This window comes from Rhodanobacter sp. L36, from assembly GCF_009765755.1.
GTDB lineage: Bacteria > Pseudomonadota > Gammaproteobacteria > Xanthomonadales > Rhodanobacteraceae > Rhodanobacter.
In genome coordinates this window covers 1,130,406-1,148,626 of the sequence record NZ_LMUV01000002.1, presented here as the reverse complement: position 1 = coordinate 1,148,626, position 18,221 = coordinate 1,130,406, and the positions used below count along the sequence as shown (strand labels likewise).

Sequence of the window (18,221 nt, the reverse complement as noted above, 5' to 3'; positions counted from 1 at the left end):
AGTGACCGCCATGAAAAACATCATCCGTCTTTCCGCCCTCGCGATGGCCTGCAGCATCGCGCTGATGACCGCGCACGCCGCGCCGCGTCGCGAAGTCGACCAAGTCGTCGGCACGCATCTCGCGGCGGGCAGCGGTTATGTGTCGATGGTGAAGCTCGCGCATCAATCCGATGCGGGCGCCAACGGCTCGTTGATGATGGTGTTCGAGCAGGACGGCATGAACGGCATTCCGCTGTACGTGAGTCACGACAACGGCGACAGCTGGACCTACCTTTCCAACATCACCGACAAATCGCACGCCGGCGACAAGGGCTGGCAGCTGCGCTGGCAGCCGAACATCAGCGAAGTCACGCGCGAGAGTGGCGGTCTCAAACCGGGCACATTGTTGATGGCCGCCAACGCCACCGGCAACGACGGGCAGGGACACATCCGCAGCGAGGATCTGCAGCTCTACGCCTCCACCGACGGCGGAAAAAGCTGGAGTTATCGCGGCTCGATCATCAAGGGCGGCGGCAACCCATCGGACAAGGACAACAAGGGTGTGTGGGAACCGGACATGCACGTCCTCGACGATGGCCGCCTGGTCGCCTACTACTCCAGCGAGCAGCACAAGGCCGAGGGTTACAACCAGGTGCTCGCGCACAAGATTTCCACCGATGGCGGACGCCACTGGGGCAGTGAAACGCTCGACGTGGCGATTCCCGGCGGCGTGCAGCGGCCGGGCATGGCGATCGTGCAGCGGCTGCCGGATAACCGCTACGCGATGACTTACGAAAACATCGACGGCCCGCTCAACGGCCAGGTGTTCGTCAAGTACAGCCGCGACGGCCTCGACTGGGGCGATCCGCAGCGACATGGCGAAGCGGTGCTGACCGCGGCCGGTGCGTGGCCTGCCGCGTGCCCGGTGATTCGCTGGTTTCCGCTCGGCGGGCCTGACGGCGTGATCGTGGTGTCGGCCGAGCGCGCCGGCGGTCGCGGCGATGAAGGCGGACGCTCGCTGTACTGGAACAACGCGCTCGGTCGCGGCCCGTGGTGGCAGGCGTCCGCGCCGGTGCAGAAGCGCACCGGCAACATCCACGCCGGCTGGACGCAGTCGTTGATCCTGCGGCCGGATGGACGTCTGCTTCACGCCACTTCGTCGTCGGCGGAAAACGCGCCCGACGACGTGTCGCAGAACGAGATCCTGTTCGCGTCCGCCGTTGTGCCTTTCAATCGCTACGAGGCGGAAGACGCCGAGCGGCAGAACGCCGTACAGATCGACGACAAAAAATCTTCCAACCTGCAGAAGGCGCGACTGGGGGCCGGCACCGAAGCGCGATTGCGCTTTCCGATCAACGTCGCGACAACCGGCACGTACACCGTGCGCGTGCGTTTCTCCGATATCGGCCTGCCCGGCACGCCTATCGTCGTGGTCAACGGCGCACGCCAGAGTCCGGCGAAAGTCAGCGATGGCGGCGACGGCTGGAACGTGGCCGAAGTGCAGGTGCCGTTGATGGCCGGCATCAACAACGTGGATCTCGACGGCGGCGCGCACGCCGTCGATGTGGATTACCTGACTCTGGATCCGTCGCAGGCATCACGCTGATTTTCCTCGCCGTCGTTCTCAGAATGGCGGTGGACCCGCGGCGAAGATTTTCTGCAGAAATGCCTGGCGCGCCGCACCGCGATCGACCTCGGTGCGCGAGTGCGCATCGATCGTCTGGCGCAACAATCCGCCATCGGCATCCTTCACCGCCGCCCACATCGGAAGCTTCGCGCCGTTCGGATTGCCGGTCTTGATGAACTGCGCAAAATAGCCTTCCATCACGCGCGACGTTTCGTGATCGGCCGGCGTCCACGCGTACACCAGGTTGGTATCGAGATTGCCCAGCGCGTATTCGATCTCGCCGCTGTGCACCGCGCCCGCATCGACGGAGGCGCCGGGCTTGTCGTCGCGCTTGAGCGGACGTGGCCGATCGAAGTAGTAGAAATACACCGGTGAACTGCCGGTGCGCCGATGCAGATCCATCCAGCGCCAGGTGGTGTGAGCGATGAAACCATCGCCGGACAGCGCGGTGCCCGAGCTTTTTACTTCGTCCTCGGTGTGGCCCGGATACAACGTCAGTGCCTGCTCCGCCTGCGCGCCGAACACGCGTTGCAGCGTCTTGCGATAGTTGGCCGGCGTCGGCGGCTGGTTATCCAGCAGCCGGCTCCAGAAGCCTTCCTGTGAGTTGGCGCCGAGCAGCAGCGGCACGTGGGCCTGTGCGCCGCGTTCGAATGTTGCCTCCGGCGATTCGGTCAGGAAATAGCCGTCTATATCCGGACCGAAGTCCGGCGAATCCTTGTCCGCGGCCGCCTGCAAGAGTTTCTCTGCCGACATCGCACGCAAGGCAGCCAGTGAATCGGCGCCGGCTTTCTTCACGAAGAGCGTGCCGTTCTGCTGCATCTGTTTCAGCGGATGCGGGCTGATCGGATTGATCAGCGCGCCACTCTCGCCGATCGCGCCAGCGATGCGTCCCTTCGACAACGGCGAGGCCATCAACGAGTTCACCGAAATCGAACCGGCTGACTCACCGCCAATGGTGATTTTCGACGGGTCGCCACCGAACTGCGCGATGTTCGACTGCACCCAGCGCAGCGCCGCCGCCTGATCGAGCAGGCCGTAGTTGCCCGCGGCGTGATGCGGCGATTCCGCGGCGAGCGCCGGCAGCGCCAGGAATCCGAACACGCCAAGACGGTAGTTTACGGTCACCGTAACGACGCCTTTTGCGGCGAGGCTCGCACCGTCGTAGCGCTTTTCCGAACCGTCGCCGCACTGGAAGCCACCGCCGTAGAAGTACACCAGCACTGGCAGCTTCGCGTTCGCTGCGGAAGCCGGCGTCCACACGTTGAGGTAGAGGCAATCCTCGCTCATTCCGTTCGAACGAAACACCATGTCGCTCGCCAGCGGCAACTGCATGCAACGCGCGGCGAACCGACTTGCGTCACGCACGCCGTTCCATGCCTCGACCGGTTGCGGCGGTTGCCAGCGTTTCTTGCCGACCGGTGGCGCAGCGAATGGGATGCCCTGGAATTCGCGCAGTGTGACGCCATCGACCTGCGCGAGCTTGCCCTTCACTTCGCCGGCGTTCGTGAGCGCCTGCGGCGCATTGGAACCTTGCGCGATCGCAGTGGACGATAGCGCCCCGCCGAAGAGCGCCACCGCCAGCGCGATGCCCTGCGTGCGGCGATCAAACAATCTGGAAAGTCGGTCAGGGATGTTCATCGGCTGCTGCGCTCGCGTTCGACAGGTCCGCCAAGGCTACCGCCTTATGCGATCCATCACAGCGGCATCTTCATCGCCGGCGTTGCCTGGCTGACCTGCACCAAACCTTGACTGGCACTGTGTCCTGCTAGGCGTTCACCTGCCGGAGCACGCCATGTCGAACCAGCCGCCCGCCTCGCCCTTGAAATACGAGCCGTCGATCGAAAAACCCGAAGACGACGAAGCAGGCACGATCCATTCGCTGCTGGAGACGTTGCAGAAGATCAACGAGATCACGTTCAAGGATGGCGGCCATGGCTTGCGCAGCGTGCACGCAAAGAGTCACGGCTTGCTGACCGGCGAGCTGCAGGTGTTCGACGATCTGCCACCGGTGCTGGCGCAAGGCCTGTTCGCGCAGAGCGGCACTTATCCGTTGCTGATGCGTTTCTCGACAGTGCCGGGCGACCTGCTCGACGACAAGGTATCCACGCCGCGTGGCGTCGCGATCAAGTTGATCGGCGTGCCGGGCGAACGCGTCGATGGCAGCGAGGGCGATACCACGCAGGATTTCGTGATGGTCAACGGCCCGGCTTTCGGCGCAAAGGACGCAAAGCATTTTCTGTCGAACCTGAAACTCGTCGCGGCGACAACGGATCGCAGCGAATCGCTGAAGATCGCTTTTTCGGCGCTTGCGCGTGGCGCGGAAAAAGTGGTCGAGGCGTTCGGCGGCAAGAGCAGCGCGATCGTCGCGCTGGGCGGCCAGCCCGAGACACATATCCTCGGCGACACGTTCTACAGCCAGGTGCCATCGCTGTACGGTCCGTACATCGCGAAGTTCTCCATTGCGCCGGTGTCTCCCGAACTGACCGTGCTGCGTGACGCGCCGGTCGATCTGCACGACAAACCCGACGGCCTGCGCGACGCGGTGAATGCGCACTTCGCGCAGCACGGTGGCAACTGGGAATTGCGCGTGCAGTTGTGCACCGACCTGGAAAAAATGCCGGTCGAGGATGCGTCGGTCGCCTGGCCGGAAGACGAAAGTCCCTTCATTCCCGTCGCCCGCATCAGCGTCCCGTCACAGCCGGCGTGGAATGAGGCGCGCGCTGCGGCGATGGACGATGGCCTGTCGTTCAATCCCTGGCATGCGCTGGCGGCGCATCGCCCGATCGGATCGATCATGCGGGTACGCAAGGTCGTCTACGACGTGATGTCCAAGGTGCGCGCACGGCAGAACCGCGTCACCATCGCCGAGCCGACATCGCTACCGTCGCTCTGACAACCTCATGCGCCGGGGTTGATCTAGACTGCGCCCCGCAGCGCCGGATTTTGCGGGGCAATGCCCGCTGCCTCATTCCACCCTGCCAGGCAGCCGACCTATGGCGAACGTGATTGCACCGAAAGCTGTAACGGCCCTGTTCACCGGGGCTGCCAGCGATCGGCTGTATCGCGATGTGCTGCAGGCTCTGCCGGTGGCGGTCTACACCACCGATGCCGAAGGGTTGGTGACTTTCTGCAACGACGCGGCGGTCGAGCTGGCCGGGCGGCGTCCCGAACCCGGGCAGCGCTGGAGCGTGATCTGGAAGATGCTCCGGCTCGATGGTTCGATCCTGCCGCCGGAAGAAAGCCCACTCGCCATGACGCTGAAAACCGGCGCGGCGGTGAGCGGCGTCGAGTGCATTGCCGAACGTCCCGACGGCAGCTTCCGCCCTTACATGCAGCATCCCGAACCGCTATTCGATAACGATGGCGTGCTGATCGGTGCGGTGAATATCCTGGTCGACCTTACCGGGCAAAAGAACGCCGACAACGTGCTGCGGCGATTGAACGACGCGCTGGCCGACCTGGTCACCGAGCGCACGCGCCAGGCTGAGGAAACCGCCACCGAATTGCATCGCAGCGAGCGCAGCTTCGGCCTGCTGGTGCGCAGCGTGGTCGATTACGCGATCTACATGCTGGACATGCAGGGCAACGTCGCCAACTGGAATGCCGGCGCGGAGCGCATCAAGGGTTACGCCGCAGACGAAATCGTCGGCCAGCATTTCTCGTGCTTCTACACACCGGAAGATCGCACGACGCAGCTGCCGCAACGCGCGTTGTCGGCGGCACGGCGCGAAGGTCGCTACGTGGCCGAAGGCTGGCGCTTGCGCAAGAACGGCACGCGGTTCTGGGCCAGCGTAGTGATCGATCCCATTTACGACGACGGCGAGCTGATCGGTTTCGCCAAGGTCACGCGCGACATCACCGAGCGCAAGAACGCCGAACTCGCGCTGATCGAAAGCGAGCGCATCGCCCGCGGCGTGATCGACAGCGCACTCGACGGCTTCGTGCAGACCGACGCCGACGACCGCATCGTGGAATGGAACGCGATGGCCGAGTCGATCTTCGGCTGGTCGCGCAAGGAAGTTTTCGGCCGTCGCTTCGCCCAGCTGGTGATGGCCGAAGCCGATCAGCGGCGCTACCTCGACAACCTGCCGAACACGTCGTCCGGCAGCAAGCAGCGGTGGCAGACCTCTGCGCTGCGCCGCGACGGCAGCGCCATCACGGTGGAACTCGGACTGAGCCTGTTGCGTCTTGGCAGCGGATCGATCGTCAACGTGTTCGTGCGCGACCTCACCGACCGCATTTCGATCGAGGCGCAGTTGCGCCAGTCGCAGAAAATGGAAGCGATGGGCCAGCTCACCGGCGGCATTGCGCATGACTTCAACAATCTGCTGCAGGGCATCACCGGCGCGCTCGAACTGGTCGGCCAGCGCATTGCGGAAAACCGCACCGACAACATGGAGCGCTTCGTCAACGGCGCACTGGCTTCTGCCAAACGCGCGGCGGCGCTCACTCATCGTCTGCTGGCTTTCTCGCGCCGCCAGCCACTGGATCCGCGACCAATCGCGGCCAATCCGCTGGTGGAATCGATGGAAGATCTGCTGCGCCGGACCACCGGTGCGCACATCGATATCGTTTTCGATCTCGCCGACGATGTGTGGGCGACGCACTGCGATACGAATCAGCTCGAAAACGCGGTGCTCAATCTCGCCATCAACGCACGCGACGCAATGCCCGATGGTGGCCGCCTCACCATCAGTACGCACAACGTCGACCTGCAAGGCACGGCAGCGGACCGGCGCGGCGTGGCGCCAGGGCAATACGTTTGCGTCGTCGTTTCCGATACCGGCGTCGGCATGCCGCCGGAGGTGATCGAGCGCGCGTTCGATCCGTTCTTCACGACCAAGGCGATGGGCCAGGGCACCGGCCTGGGCCTGTCGATGGTGTATGGATTCGCGGGTCAGTCGAAGGGTTACTGCAAGATCGAGAGCGTGACTGATCGTGGCACCAGCGTGTCGCTGTACCTACCGCGCCACATGGGTCCGCTGGTCGAGGACGAACCGGTTTCAACGGGTCAACAGCCACCTTTGCAATCCGCCGGTGAAGTCGTGCTGGTGGTGGAAGACGAGGTCAGCGTGCGAGAGTTGATCGTGCATGTGCTGCACGATCTGGGCTATCTCGCGCTTGAAGCAGTGGACGGCGTATCGGGACTGGAAATTCTCAAGACCTCGCGTCATATCGATCTGCTCGTCACCGACATCGGTTTGCCCGGCTTGAACGGACGACAGATGGCCGACGCGGCGCGCGTGGATCGACCCGCCTTGAAGGTATTGCTGATGACCGGTTACGCCGAAAGCGTGGTGGCGCCCGATGGCTCGCTCGAGCCGGGCATGGAGCTGATCACCAAACCGTTCACGATGGAAGCGCTGGCCACACGCATCCGCGCGATGATCCAGCTGGACCTGCCCGCGCCGACGGCGGTTCATCCATAAAAAACAGGCCGCACATGGCGGCCTGTTTCGATTCCCATCATTGTCGTGTCGACCTGCGCAGCAGGTGATTGCTCACCGCGCGCGCTTACGCCTTGTTGTGAAGCGCATGCTTGAGATCACGCATCTGGTCATGCCCGGCCTTCACCGACGCATACGCGCTGCTGATCACCGAGCGTGTCGCGGTGGTGACGTCGTTGTCTTTCAACGCGTCTTCGAACTTGTGCTTGATGTGGTCTTCGCCACGCTCGACTTCATCGACCACGGCGGTGTCACCGGAGCTGATCGACTTGCGCAGGTTGACGAACATGCGATGCGCGGATGCGAGCACGGTGCCATCGTCATCCGGCTTGCCGCCGAGGGCGCGCACCTGCTGCTGCAGCGCCGACGCGACCTGCTTGCGCTCGGTGGCGCGGCTCTGGAACGTGGCGGTGAAACGCGTGCTGTCGGCGTCTTTCGCTGCTTCGGCATAACCATCGGCGCTGTCGATGGTGGTTTCGATCAGGCCGTTGAGGACTTTCACGTCATGGTCGCTGGGGTTGCTCATGGAAATGCTCCTTGGAGTGGGCGCGGCGACCGATCGTCACCGCTGCAGCGCTCGTCTTTCGAATCGCTGCAGCCAACTTAGTCAGGCGCATCGCAGCACACCGTGAAAAGCAGTGCATGGCCGTCTTCATGTCGGTGAAGAACGGCCACACATTTAATTTTTATCGGCGTCAATGAAACTGCTTAAGGTGCTGCCTCAGCCGAAGAAGATTTCGCCTGCAACAGCTGCTGGAGTTTCAGATACACGCCGTTGCTCCAGCCGAAACCGATGACGTTGGCCTTGTAGCCGGCGCTGATTTTCACGTCGGCATTGCCACTCACCATGTTGTATTTTTCGCGGATGGTGCCGTCGTCGGCGAGGCTGCGATCGATGGTGCCGGTGAACTCGCGCGCGAGTCGTTGCGCATCGTCGTGGAATCCGTATTGCTCGAAGCCATCGATGGCCAGCCAGTTGGTCGGCGCCCATCCGAACGGTGAATCCCATTGCGCGCCGCTTGCATGGTCGCTCATCTGCAAGCCGCCCTTGCGCTCGAAAATGTTCAGGCGACCGCGCAACGATTCGGCCTGCGATTTCGACGCCACACCGGCCCACAACGGATAGAACGTGGAAACGAAGTTGTAGTCGGACGGCTTGCCATTGACGAAGTCGTAATCCATGTACATGCCCTTGTCGGCACGCCAAAGGTATTTGTCGATCGCGGCATGACGCGCGTCGGCGGCGCTCGCCCAACGCGTCGCATCGGCGGCGTTGCCGAGTTGCCCCGCGAAGTCGTGCAGGTCGCGCTCATAGCGATACAGCAGGCTGTTGAGATCGACGGTGGCGTACTGATGCGTGGAACCGCCGAACGGCCCAACGCGGAACGTGGTGTCGTAACCCGATTCGCGCATCGCGCGATCGCCGAGGTAATAATCCGCACTCAGCCGATAGCCGTGCGACCACGCGCCGGCGCACACCCGCGACGCCTCGATGTCGCAACTGGTGGTCTTGAGCCTTGCGGTTTCCGCGGCGTCCGGATGTTGCGCGGACTTGACCAGATAACCTGGGCCTTGCGACGGATGCGCGATCAACCAGTCGATCACGCCCTGCAGGTACGTGCTGTCGCTGAACTCCAGCACCGGCGCTGCGCCGCCATAGTCGTAATAGCGCGCGAGGCCGGTGTCACCGGCGCGATGTTCCTTGCGCGTCCACGTGGCGTAGTCGCGCACGGCGAGTGGATAGGCGCGTGCAAGCCACGCGCGAGCTTCGTTCTTGCTCCTGAAACTTGCGGGATCGTCCATCACTGCGCGGATCATCGAGCTCAGGAAGGGTGGTTGCGAGCGCGTCAGGTAATAAGTGCGGTTGGCATTGAGCACGGCGCCGTAGTACTGCACTTCGAACAGCGCGTTGTCGACCATGTCGCGTGCCATCGCCTCGCGATGATCGGCCACCAGCCCGAGCACGATGAAATAGCTGTCCCAACCGTACATCTCGTTGAAGAATCCGCCCGGCACTACGTACGGATGCGGCAAGTAGAGCAGGCCCTGTTTCGGCAACGTGGTGGGCGCGAGCTCGCCGAGCTGGTCGATGGCCTGCGGCAGCACGTGCACGTCGACGTTGCAGTGCGCCTTCACCTGAGCGAGCTCTGGCGGCGTCGGCAGGTTTGCCGGCAGATACAGCACCGGATGGGTTTTCACCTTGGTGTCCTTGAGCGCGGAACAATCGTCCATCGATCGCGTCAGCGTCGTCCACGCATGATCGATGTACGCGCGCGTCTTCAACGGATCGGGCACCTGCTTCGCCGATGCGACGGAAACGAATGCGGCGCAAGTAGCTGCGAGTGCGAAACGGACAACAGGCTTCATCGGTGAATTTTCCATCGGCATCACTCCATCGGATCGCGGCTGTCGTGCGGCCACGGTAGGCTGCGCGCGGCAAATCGTGACCTTACTATGCGACGGTTAGCTTCTGGTTATCGGATGAAGATGCGCGTGCGTTCGTGACGACGGCCACCATGATGGGCCGACGCGGCTGTGCTACGTTCCGGCGAACCCGACCGATGGAAACCGCCATGCGACCGACCCGCCTGCTGTTGCTTGCCACGATGTTCGCCGCGCTGCTTGCGCCGCTTCCGCGCGCTGCCGCGCAGGCGCTGCGCGTGATGACGTTCAACGTGCGGCTCGGCATCGCGAAGGACGGCGCGAACGACTGGAATCACCGGCGCGACATCATGGTGCGCACGATCCGCGAGCAGCATCCGGATCTGCTCGGCACGCAGGAGCTCTACAAATTCCAGGGTGACTACCTCACCAGCAAACTGCCGCAGTACACATGGTTCGGCATCGGTCGACGCGGCGACGACGGCGACGAACACATGGGCGTGTTCTACCGCACCGACAAGTTCACGGTGATCCAGTCAGGTAATTTCTGGCTGTCCGACACGCCGGACAAACCGGGCAGCATCACCTGGGGCAACCTGTTTCCGCGCATGGTGACGTGGGCGCTGTTCGAGTCGAAAGCGACGCATCGTCGCTTCTACTACTACAACACGCACTTCCCTTACCGCGACCAGGACGAGCCGATCCGCACGCGTGCCGCGCAGGAAATTCTTGCACGGGTGAAGGCACTGCCGGCCGACATGCCGTTCGTGCTCACCGGCGATTTCAACAGCCCGCCCAACCAGCCCGACCACGCATTGCTTACGCAAGTGTTGCAGGACGCGCGACTCAGCGCACCGACGCGCAGCGGACCGGAAGCGACCTTTCACAACTTCACCGGCAAGCCGGATTTCCGCATCGACTGGATCCTGTCGCGCGGATTCACCGCGACCGACGTTGCCACCATCACCACCAACCAGGACGGACGTTATCCGTCGGATCATTTCCCCGTGGTGGCCGACCTGCAGTGGCCGAAGCCGGAAGACAAGAAATCGAAGTGACGCCCACCGTATCGCGATGAGCGAACAAGCGGGCAACGCCGCGTTCACCCGCGTTGTGTGATTGATCGCTCCTCGTCCATCGCCGGAATCCTGCGAACGTCATGCGCGCTACCGAACAATTCAAGCTGACGTTCAAGAGCGCGATCGCCGGCATCGGCAGCGACGAAGTGCTGACCCGCGCCGCGGCACTCGCGTTCTACTCGGCGTTGTCGTTCGCGCCGTTGATCGTGCTGCTGCTGTGGGTGCTCGCCGCGTTGCGACCCGAATGGCAGGGCGAACTGACCGAAAGCCTCGCGCAGATGGTCGGCCGCAAGGGCGCCGATGCTGTGACGCTGATCGTTCAGAACGCAAAATCGCGTCCCACGCTGGGCAACGTCGCCGGCATCATCGGCCTGGTGGTCACGCTGTTCAGCGCCTCGGCGGTGTTCGCCCAGTTACAGATCACGCTCAACCGCATCTGGCGGCTGCGCACGAAACCCAAACGCGCCGTCGGTGCGTGGCTGCGCGCTCGCGGTCGCGCGTTCGGCCTGCTGCTGGGCATGACGTTTCTGTTGATCGTGTCGTTCGCGATCAGTGCGCTGATCAAGACGTTCGTACCCGGCAGCTCCGGCTGGTGGACGGCGATCGAAAACCTCATTTCCACCGCCGTGTTTCTGGCCGCCTTCGGTGCGATGTATCGCGTGCTGCCCGACGCACAGATCGCATGGGCGGATGCCGTGCGCGGCGCGGTCGTCACTACCGTGTTGTTCCTCGCCGGCAAATACCTGATCGATCTGTACATCCGCAACGTCAGCGTCGGTGGCGCCTACGGCCCGGCCGGTGCGTTGGTGGTGTTGCTGACGTGGGTTTACTACGCCTCGACAGTGGTGCTGCTTGGCGCGGAAATCACCCACGCGTATTCGATCGCCCGCGGTGAAAAAGTGCAGCCCGATGCGCACGCGGAATTGATCGACGACACGGGTCGGCCGGTGGAGGCATCGACGGAAGGAACCGATTCCTGAGGTTGCTTCGAGTGTGACTTCGGGTGATGTATCGGGTGCGCGCTGCACCGATCGAATGTCTTACTTGGTTGCGTGCATCCGCCGGATTCGAATCGTGCTGCCACCGGCGTAGGCAACGACAAAGGTCGAGCCTTCGTGGGTTTCCCTCACCACGTTCAACGGGCCTTCCCTTTCAGCAGCGAGCATTGCCTCCTGATTGTGTGCTGCCGCCTCACCATCGGCAATCAGCACGAGTGGCGGGCTGACCTTCTGGAACGTGGTGAAATGCGCATCGCATCCCTGGCAGCCGATCAGCGACATTTCCGGCAGGCGTTTGAGCCAGATGAAGTATTTGTTCTCGTGCTTGATCCAGATCCGGTTTTCGCTATTGCCTGTCACGATGTTCGCGCCGGAGGAATCCCACACCCGAACGATCGCTGCCTGACTGCAATCCGCAGTGATGCACTCCTGGATGACGAGGTACTCATCGTCGTTGAGATGAATCGGCTCGACGCTCAGGATGTCGTCCTTCACCAAGGCCTGCGCGGGGAAAATCACCGAAGGCATGCGTGGATCAACCTTGAAGTCACCGGAGATCAGGTAACCACCGTGCTGCGTGGTGTACAGCGGCGCAGTGACATTGACGCCGGGAAGATTGGTCTGTGCCGACGCCGATAGTGCAAACAGGACGAGCGTCCACGCCAAGCATGCATGCTTGAAGAATCCCCTTTCCATCTCATCCCCTTTCCGAATCGATTCGATGTGAGCGACCGCCCATGGCCTGTGCCGCGCGCTTGCCAATCGTCCAGTGCGCGGTCGCCGGGTCAGTTTAGCGCTTCGAGCTCGCGTGCTTCTTCGAGCCTGCCTTCATCACCCGGCGGAAAGTGATACCAGGCGGCATGCGGCGAGGCTTGCTTGCAAGCCAGGCATTGCGTGCGTTCCCAGAAATGGCCGCAACCCGGGCAACAACCGGCTGTCCAGAACGTGTTCCAGCGCGTCAGACAACCGGAGCCCGGTTCACTTGGCGCGCAGCACCAGCGACTTTCGACGGATGGTTCCCATTGGCACAACGGGCAATGAATATGTGGCTGGGTTTCCATGATGTGGCGCGTAGCGAATGAAGGCCGCGATCATAAAGTGTTGGGAGACGCCGGGCCACGGACAAGCGGTCGTGCAGTCGACCGGTACGGCGAACGGCGAACGATCATCATTTTTCGTCGGGCTTGTCCGTGCGCTCGCTGTCGTCGCCACCATCACCACCGGAACCGCTGTCGGGTGAACGCCCCTCGCCGCCCACTTCGCCATCGATGCCGGCGGATGATCCCTTGCCGGGTTTGGGGTTGTCGGTGTTGACGGTGCCATCGGGGATGGGACGATTCATGCTGATCTCCTGTTTGTGGCATGCGACGCATTGGCGAGCGCCACAAGGTGCGGTTCTCGGAACAGTGAGCCGCGCAGGGTGAAATGCCTGTCGACCGATGGCGTGCAACCTCCTTGGCAACGTGTAGCCGGGCCATGCAGATTTCTCACGACCGCTTCATCGCTGTGGTCCTGTACTGCATGCACGGCGATGCCACAGGCATATTGCCCATTGCCATGACGGTGCGGCGGCGCCCACGCATCATCAGCTAGCCGCTGCGCCATCGAGAGGATAAAACCATGCGTCCCATGAAAACTCTGATCACTTCATTTGCTGTCTGCAGCGCACTGGCCGCAAGTGTCGCGCTCGCGCAGACAACGCCGGCGCCAGCCCCGACGCCCACGCCGTCGACCACACCCACCACCCCGCACTCCGTGCCGCCGCATACACCGCCATCAACGACGGCGCCACAGCCGCGCGCTCCGCTGCCGGGCACGACGCCTGCCACGCCGCCTGGAACGCTTCCCGTCCCGGGATCGACCACACGCGTTCCGCAGACGAGTCCGCAACAAAGCGAAGAGTTGCAGCAACAGCAGAACCTGCATAACCAGGTCAAGGACAACGCCAACAGCAGCATGCAGCGCAACGGCAAGCAACCGGCGCAGTCGACCCAACCCACGAACCCGATGATCAATCCCGCGGCGAGCAGCACGTCGCACTGATCTTCAACGGCAAACCTCTCTGCGACCCCTTCGCAAGAGAGGTTTGCCGGATTCAGTGGCTGCCTGCGATGGCCCAGAAATCCAGCAGCAACTTCAACCCTGGCGACGGCGATGGACGTCGACGCAAGGCCGGCAACGTCATCGTCCACTGCTCGTTGCATAGCTGATCCAGCAAGGTCAGCGGCGGTTCGGCGAATCCCATCTGCCAGTTCACGAATTGCCGCGCCGAAATTGCCTCGTGCAAATACTCGATCAGATGGCCGTGCTTGCTTGAACGCTTGATGCGCGCATATACGCGATCAACCGCCTCCGGCGCTCCTTCGAAATACTGAAAGAATTTGTCCCGGTGATGCAGCAGCACGCCGGTGACATGCACACTGTGGTTGAATTCGCGGGCGTCCATCAGCAAGCCGTCGATGTCGCGCACGCCGAGCGAGCGAACCGTGACGCTCGAATAGACGACCGCGATCAGCTCCTTCATTGCTCGCCTCCGGCGCCCGGTCCGCGCGAAGCCGTGAATATTCGCGCGTCACTGGTTGCCAAGGTGTGTTGAAACTGCATGGCTCGGTGCGGGTTCACTACTGGTCGCTCGAACGGATCAGCGACAGCCCCGCGGCGGTCAGCTGCAACGATGCCCCGGCAACTTTGGAAGCCGGCATCCGCAACACCAACCCGGCGTCGATCAATCGCTGCGCACAAGCTTCATCCAGCAAGGCGAACTGCCCTTGCGCGACCCGCGACAGGTTTTCGTAATCTTTCGGACCGAGGTTTGCCGGCGTAACCATGGACATCGACTCGTGGAAGCAGAGGCGACCATTGAACCATACGGTTCAATGGTCGCGCCTTGCCCGATGTCGAGCCACCGCACCTGATGCAGGTGCCGTTCGTTACTGGACGATCATGTTGCCGGTAGGCGTGCCCGGCGTGGTGCTGTTGAACTGGCGGTTGTTGAGCGCGGAGTTGACGAAGCCGCCGCCCGAGCCGATGCCGAAGGTGTTGTTGAACATGTCGACGTTCGACAGGTTGACCTGACCGCCCGGCTGCGCCTGCACCGCGGTGAAGTTGCCGGAAAACAGGCTGCTCTCCAGGCCGATCGAGCCGATTGACGCCTGCGCACCGAATGCAGAGGTGTTCTGCACGGTGACGTGGGTGCCATCGATATGCCCGCGCAAGGTCTGTATGCCGATGCGCGTTCCCTGCACGGTGACGTTAGAGAGCAGTGCGGAGACCGGTCCCGGTCCGGTGGTCCCCGTGATGACGACGCCTTTGTCGCCGCCGATGATCGTGGTGTCCTTCACCATCAGGTAACCGGCCGACGTGATGCTCAACGCGATGTTGTTGCGGGTGAATCCCTGGAACGTGCAGTGCTCGATGACCACATTGCCGGCCGCGATGATCTGCACGCCGTCGATGCCTGTACCGGCGCCGTCGAACGTGAGTCCGCGAAGCGTGACCCGATCCGTTGCCGCGGCATTGATGTTGATGCCGTTGGTGCCGCCAACCAGCACGCCGGCCAGGTTGCTGCCGCCATCAATGGTGATGGACTTGGTGATCGTCAACGCGCCGAAACCACCCGAATCAAGCGCATCGATTTCACCGGCAGCCGCCGTTTTGGAAATGGCGCCGGCGAAGGTCTTGCACGGTGCCGTTCGGCTGCACGGATTCGCATCGTCACCGACACCGGAGACCCAGGTTCGCGTCGCCTGCGCATGGGCCGTCGTGATGAACGCCAACGACAGGACACAGACAACAAGCATTGCCTTGAATATACGTTTCATGTTTTTCCCCTTTCAGCCGAGCAGTTGTAATGGAACCGGACCGTTCTCGCGGTCAACGGCACTTTCCTGGCTTACGACGCGCTCGCGTATCGGCGAACGCGCGGGCAGCATACGGCAAGAAGTTGCGGCCCATACGGACGGGCGAGTTCAGTAATCCAAGCCCATGCAGCCGACCCAGGTTGCAGCACGCTGCGTGCCAACTGTTGCTGTGAAGACCATGAAGCGGATAGGTCAGACGGCTCCGACGGCCATCTCCGCTGCCACGTCGAGCACCTGCATCGAGACGACTTTCCTGCCGTCGCGGATGCGCTGCTGGCCCACTTCACGAAAACCGAGCTTCGCGTGAAACCGCGCGGAAGCGGGATTGGGCGGTTCGATGTCGAACTCGCAGGCGATGATCGGCACGCCGTCGCGCAGTGCTAGTGCGCGGGCATCGCGATAGAGCTCGCTGCCGGCGCCGCGCGTCTGCGTGTTGCCGGCCACCACGATGCGGTCCACGTACAGGAAACGCGCATGACGCGCGGCGAACCAGCGATAGTTGGGGCTGTCGTAATCCAGACCTTCGCGCAGCACCAGCAGGAAGGCTTCGATCTTGCCGTCGTGTTCGATTACCCGATGCAACGCAGCTTGCGCATGCAGCCGCGCAAGGCCGGGGCGATCGAGTGGACTGAGCACCGAGACAAAGGTTTCGTTGAGCTCGAGGATGGCGGGAAAATCGTCAGGTGTCGCGTCCCGGAGCATCGGCAGTCGTCCATTCAAAGGACGCATAGTGTGACCGATCACGGGCGCTGCGGCCGCAACGCGGTTGTATAGTCGGGCGCACGTTTCTACCGACCGTGTGTCGCCGCGACAGGGGCCGCCATGCATTTCCTCGATGCCATTCTTCACGAGTTGCTGCAGTTCTTCAGCATCGAACCGTTGTTGCAGATCATCGCAACCGGCGATTACCGCGCGCTGCTGACAGTGGATGGTTTCGGCGCCCTGCTCGGCCCGCTGATTCCGCCCTTGCTTCTGTTCGAACTATTGCGCAGCGTGGCGCAGAAGACCTTCAAGCGCGAGGATTATCAGGTTCCACTGCTGATCATGGTGGCGAACCGCTTCATCGGAAACTTCATCTCGATCGCGATGGTCGGTTTATGCATCGGCCTGTTCCAGCGCTTTGCGTTGTTCCAGGCCGGGCTCACCTGGTATGGACTGCTATACGGCTATGTGGCGTGGGAGTTCTCGCACTTCGTTTATCACTATCTGGCACACAAGGTACGCCTGCTCTGGTGTCTGCACTCGACGCACCACGCGCCGGTGGCGATGAACCTGACGGTGAACTACGCGCACATATTCCTCGAAGCGCCGTACGCCGATTTCGTGCGCACCAGCATCTGCATGCTGGCTGGCGTGAGCCCGCCGCTGCTTTTCCTCATCATGATCATCGACGGCTTCTGGGGACAGTTCATCCACATCAGCGACAAGGTGCTGCCGAACGCGCGCATGGGCGTGCTCGGCCGTTTGATGCTCACGCCTTCGCACCACCGCGTGCACCACGCGCGCAACGTGCTCTACATGGACACCAATTTCTGCAACCTGCTCAACATCTGGGATCGGGTGTTCCGCACCTATCAGGAAGAGCGCGACGACATCGCCATCGAATACGGCATCACGCGTCCGGTGAAACGGTACAGCGTGATCGACGCCTACCTCGGCGAGTTCTATCTGCTGGGGCGCGACGTGATGAAGGCTCCCGGCCTGCGCAGCAAGCTGCTGTATCTGGTGATGCCACCGGGCTGGAGCCACGATGGACAGCACAAGACCGCGAAAGCCAGCAAGCAGGCGCTGTTGCAGCACTCCGAATTCAATCAGGCAGTGCCCATCGAGGCCGTAGCTACTGCGTCCGAAACGAGTGCAGCAACCATGGTCTGATTGTCGCGCCGATTCGGCCCTTGCGGCCCACGCTGCCCGGCGTTATTGATGCGGGCGAACCTCAACGGATGCACGTCATGACGATCGACCGCGCTACCTCGCGCATCGGCATTTTCCTGTTGCTGACGCTGGTGTTGAGCGCGGTGTTCTATGCGCTGATCATCGGCTGTGGCCACGTCGGCGGCGGCATGGGTCTTTACGTGACCGGCCTGATGTGGAGCCCGGGAACGGCCGCGCTGATCACTTGCCGCATCACGGGGAAACCGGTAGCAGAACTGGGCTTCGGTTGGGGCTGCTGGCGCTGGAACACGGTGGCGTATCTTCTGCCGGTCGCCTACGCAGGCGCGGCCTATCTGCTGATCTGGCTCACCGGTCTGGGCGATTTCGGCAACGCGACATTTTTCGCGCACATGGCCAAAGACCTCGGCTGGCCTAACGCGCCGATGTGGCTGGTCGGCGCCGCATCGCTGCTGCTGCTCGCGACCATCGGCATGGTCGAGAGCACGTCCACCGCACTGGGCGAGGAGATCGGCTGGCGCGGTTTTCTCGCACCGGAAATGACGCGCGCGTTCGGCTTCACGCGCGGCGCTTTTTTCACCGGCGCGATCTGGACCGTCTGGCATCTGCCGATCCTGTTGTTCGCCGATTACAACGCCGGCACGCCGTGGTGGTTCGCGATGCCGTGTTTCGCGGTGATGGTGATGTCCATCACCGTCGCCTTCAACTGGCTGCGATTGCGTTCGGGCAGCCTGTGGCCCGCGGCGATCCTGCATGCCAGCCATAACCTTTTCATCCAGGAATGGTTCACGCCGATCACCGGCCCGCGAGGTCACATCACGCCTTACGCCATCGACGAATTCGGTTTCATGTTGCCGCTGGTGTGCATCGTGGTCGCCGTGGTGTTCTGGCGTCGGCGTGGTGAATTGACGGCCGCCTGAAACTCGAACGCGTTGCAGAAAAAGAAGCCGGAAGAT

The 18,221-nt window shown here is 62.6% G+C and carries 17 protein-coding genes; 8 read left to right on the top strand and 9 right to left on the bottom strand.

All coding sequences use genetic code 11. The features are described from left to right. The first annotated feature begins 10 nt into the window (after positions 1–10). Complete coding sequence (locus GSQ73_RS04975) at positions 11–1,585, top strand: exo-alpha-sialidase (protein ID WP_158881544.1); 1,575 nt, start codon at positions 11–13, stop codon at positions 1,583–1,585. 18 nt (positions 1,586–1,603) lie between these two features. Here GSQ73_RS04975 and GSQ73_RS04970 read toward each other — a convergent pair whose 3' ends face one another. Further along, positions 1,604–3,244, bottom strand: coding sequence for a carboxylesterase family protein (locus GSQ73_RS04970; RefSeq protein WP_158881542.1), 1,641 nt, complete (start codon positions 3,242–3,244; stop codon positions 1,604–1,606). A 154-nt stretch (positions 3,245–3,398) separates the two neighbouring features. Between GSQ73_RS04970 and GSQ73_RS04965 the strand changes: the two genes are divergently transcribed. Next, a complete protein-coding gene (locus GSQ73_RS04965; RefSeq protein WP_158881540.1) occupies positions 3,399–4,499 on the top strand; it encodes a catalase family protein in 1,101 nt (366 codons plus the stop codon). A gap of 100 nt (positions 4,500–4,599) precedes the next feature. Next, positions 4,600–7,035: a PAS domain S-box protein gene (locus GSQ73_RS04960; protein WP_158881538.1), complete on the top strand. Its 2,436-nt coding sequence runs from the start codon at positions 4,600–4,602 to the stop codon at positions 7,033–7,035. Between the two features lie 85 nt (positions 7,036–7,120). Here GSQ73_RS04960 and GSQ73_RS04955 read toward each other — a convergent pair whose 3' ends face one another. Both GSQ73_RS04955 and GSQ73_RS04950 read right to left on the bottom strand, forming a co-directional pair. Further along, positions 7,121–7,579 (bottom strand): PA2169 family four-helix-bundle protein, encoded by a 459-nt coding sequence (locus tag GSQ73_RS04955; protein ID WP_158881536.1) that lies wholly within the window; start codon positions 7,577–7,579, stop codon positions 7,121–7,123. Positions 7,580–7,761: 182 nt separating this feature from the next. Next, positions 7,762–9,420, bottom strand: coding sequence for a trehalase family glycosidase (locus GSQ73_RS04950; protein WP_158881534.1), 1,659 nt, complete (start codon positions 9,418–9,420; stop codon positions 7,762–7,764). 206 nt (positions 9,421–9,626) lie between these two features. Here GSQ73_RS04950 and GSQ73_RS04945 point away from each other — a divergent pair, with 206 nt between their 5' ends. Both GSQ73_RS04945 and GSQ73_RS04940 read left to right on the top strand, forming a co-directional pair. Next, positions 9,627–10,493 (top strand): endonuclease/exonuclease/phosphatase family protein, encoded by an 867-nt coding sequence (locus GSQ73_RS04945; protein WP_158881532.1) that lies wholly within the window; start codon positions 9,627–9,629, stop codon positions 10,491–10,493. 101 nt (positions 10,494–10,594) lie between these two features. Then, positions 10,595–11,494 (top strand): YihY/virulence factor BrkB family protein, encoded by a 900-nt coding sequence (locus GSQ73_RS04940; RefSeq protein ID WP_158881530.1) that lies wholly within the window; start codon positions 10,595–10,597, stop codon positions 11,492–11,494. Between the two features lie 60 nt (positions 11,495–11,554). Here the strand turns inward: GSQ73_RS04940 and GSQ73_RS04935 are convergent, their stop codons facing one another. After that, positions 11,555–12,178 (bottom strand): hypothetical protein, encoded by a 624-nt coding sequence (locus tag GSQ73_RS04935; protein WP_158881528.1) that lies wholly within the window; start codon positions 12,176–12,178, stop codon positions 11,555–11,557. Between the two features lie 502 nt (positions 12,179–12,680). Then, on the bottom strand, positions 12,681–12,854 hold the full coding sequence (locus tag GSQ73_RS04930; protein WP_158881526.1) for a hypothetical protein: 174 nt from the start codon (positions 12,852–12,854) through the stop codon (positions 12,681–12,683). A gap of 278 nt (positions 12,855–13,132) precedes the next feature. Between GSQ73_RS04930 and GSQ73_RS04925 the strand changes: the two genes are divergently transcribed. After that, positions 13,133–13,555 (top strand): hypothetical protein, encoded by a 423-nt coding sequence (locus tag GSQ73_RS04925; protein WP_158881524.1) that lies wholly within the window; start codon positions 13,133–13,135, stop codon positions 13,553–13,555. 52 nt (positions 13,556–13,607) lie between these two features. On the opposite strand, the gene GSQ73_RS04920 is transcribed toward GSQ73_RS04925, so the two are convergent. From GSQ73_RS04920 to GSQ73_RS04905, 4 genes are all read right to left on the bottom strand, one after another. Beyond that, on the bottom strand, positions 13,608–14,036 hold the full coding sequence (locus GSQ73_RS04920; RefSeq protein ID WP_158881522.1) for a BLUF domain-containing protein: 429 nt from the start codon (positions 14,034–14,036) through the stop codon (positions 13,608–13,610). Positions 14,037–14,133: 97 nt separating this feature from the next. Beyond that, positions 14,134–14,340 (bottom strand): hypothetical protein, encoded by a 207-nt coding sequence (locus GSQ73_RS04915; RefSeq protein ID WP_158881520.1) that lies wholly within the window; start codon positions 14,338–14,340, stop codon positions 14,134–14,136. A gap of 102 nt (positions 14,341–14,442) precedes the next feature. Next, positions 14,443–15,333 (bottom strand): hypothetical protein, encoded by an 891-nt coding sequence (locus GSQ73_RS17900; protein ID WP_216844723.1) that lies wholly within the window; start codon positions 15,331–15,333, stop codon positions 14,443–14,445. 231 nt (positions 15,334–15,564) lie between these two features. Beyond that, positions 15,565–16,074 (bottom strand): GNAT family N-acetyltransferase, encoded by a 510-nt coding sequence (locus GSQ73_RS04905; protein ID WP_158881518.1) that lies wholly within the window; start codon positions 16,072–16,074, stop codon positions 15,565–15,567. A 120-nt stretch (positions 16,075–16,194) separates the two neighbouring features. Here GSQ73_RS04905 and GSQ73_RS04900 point away from each other — a divergent pair, with 120 nt between their 5' ends. Further along, positions 16,195–17,247 (top strand): sterol desaturase family protein, encoded by a 1,053-nt coding sequence (locus GSQ73_RS04900; RefSeq protein WP_158881516.1) that lies wholly within the window; start codon positions 16,195–16,197, stop codon positions 17,245–17,247. A gap of 77 nt (positions 17,248–17,324) precedes the next feature. Continuing rightward, on the top strand, positions 17,325–18,185 hold the full coding sequence (locus tag GSQ73_RS04895) for a CPBP family intramembrane glutamic endopeptidase (protein ID WP_158881514.1): 861 nt from the start codon (positions 17,325–17,327) through the stop codon (positions 18,183–18,185). Positions 18,186–18,221: the final 36 nt, after the last annotated feature.

Coding starts and splice junctions, on each gene's coding strand:
- GSQ73_RS04975 (WP_158881544.1), top strand. CDS start 11: ATGAAAAACATCATCCGTCTTTCCGCCCTCGCGATGGCCTGCAGCATC.
- GSQ73_RS04970 (WP_158881542.1), bottom strand. CDS start 3,244: ATGAACATCCCTGACCGACTTTCCAGATTGTTTGATCGCCGCACGCAG.
- GSQ73_RS04965 (WP_158881540.1), top strand. CDS start 3,399: ATGTCGAACCAGCCGCCCGCCTCGCCCTTGAAATACGAGCCGTCGATC.
- GSQ73_RS04960 (WP_158881538.1), top strand. CDS start 4,600: ATGGCGAACGTGATTGCACCGAAAGCTGTAACGGCCCTGTTCACCGGG.
- GSQ73_RS04955 (WP_158881536.1), bottom strand. CDS start 7,579: ATGAGCAACCCCAGCGACCATGACGTGAAAGTCCTCAACGGCCTGATC.
- GSQ73_RS04950 (WP_158881534.1), bottom strand. CDS start 9,420: ATGAAGCCTGTTGTCCGTTTCGCACTCGCAGCTACTTGCGCCGCATTC.
- GSQ73_RS04945 (WP_158881532.1), top strand. CDS start 9,627: ATGCGACCGACCCGCCTGCTGTTGCTTGCCACGATGTTCGCCGCGCTG.
- GSQ73_RS04940 (WP_158881530.1), top strand. CDS start 10,595: ATGCGCGCTACCGAACAATTCAAGCTGACGTTCAAGAGCGCGATCGCC.
- GSQ73_RS04930 (WP_158881526.1), bottom strand. CDS start 12,854: ATGAATCGTCCCATCCCCGATGGCACCGTCAACACCGACAACCCCAAA.
- GSQ73_RS04925 (WP_158881524.1), top strand. CDS start 13,133: ATGCGTCCCATGAAAACTCTGATCACTTCATTTGCTGTCTGCAGCGCA.
- GSQ73_RS04920 (WP_158881522.1), bottom strand. CDS start 14,036: ATGAAGGAGCTGATCGCGGTCGTCTATTCGAGCGTCACGGTTCGCTCG.
- GSQ73_RS04915 (WP_158881520.1), bottom strand. CDS start 14,340: ATGGTTACGCCGGCAAACCTCGGTCCGAAAGATTACGAAAACCTGTCG.
- GSQ73_RS17900 (WP_216844723.1), bottom strand. CDS start 15,333: ATGAAACGTATATTCAAGGCAATGCTTGTTGTCTGTGTCCTGTCGTTG.
- GSQ73_RS04905 (WP_158881518.1), bottom strand. CDS start 16,074: ATGCTCCGGGACGCGACACCTGACGATTTTCCCGCCATCCTCGAGCTC.
- GSQ73_RS04900 (WP_158881516.1), top strand. CDS start 16,195: ATGCATTTCCTCGATGCCATTCTTCACGAGTTGCTGCAGTTCTTCAGC.
- GSQ73_RS04895 (WP_158881514.1), top strand. CDS start 17,325: ATGACGATCGACCGCGCTACCTCGCGCATCGGCATTTTCCTGTTGCTG.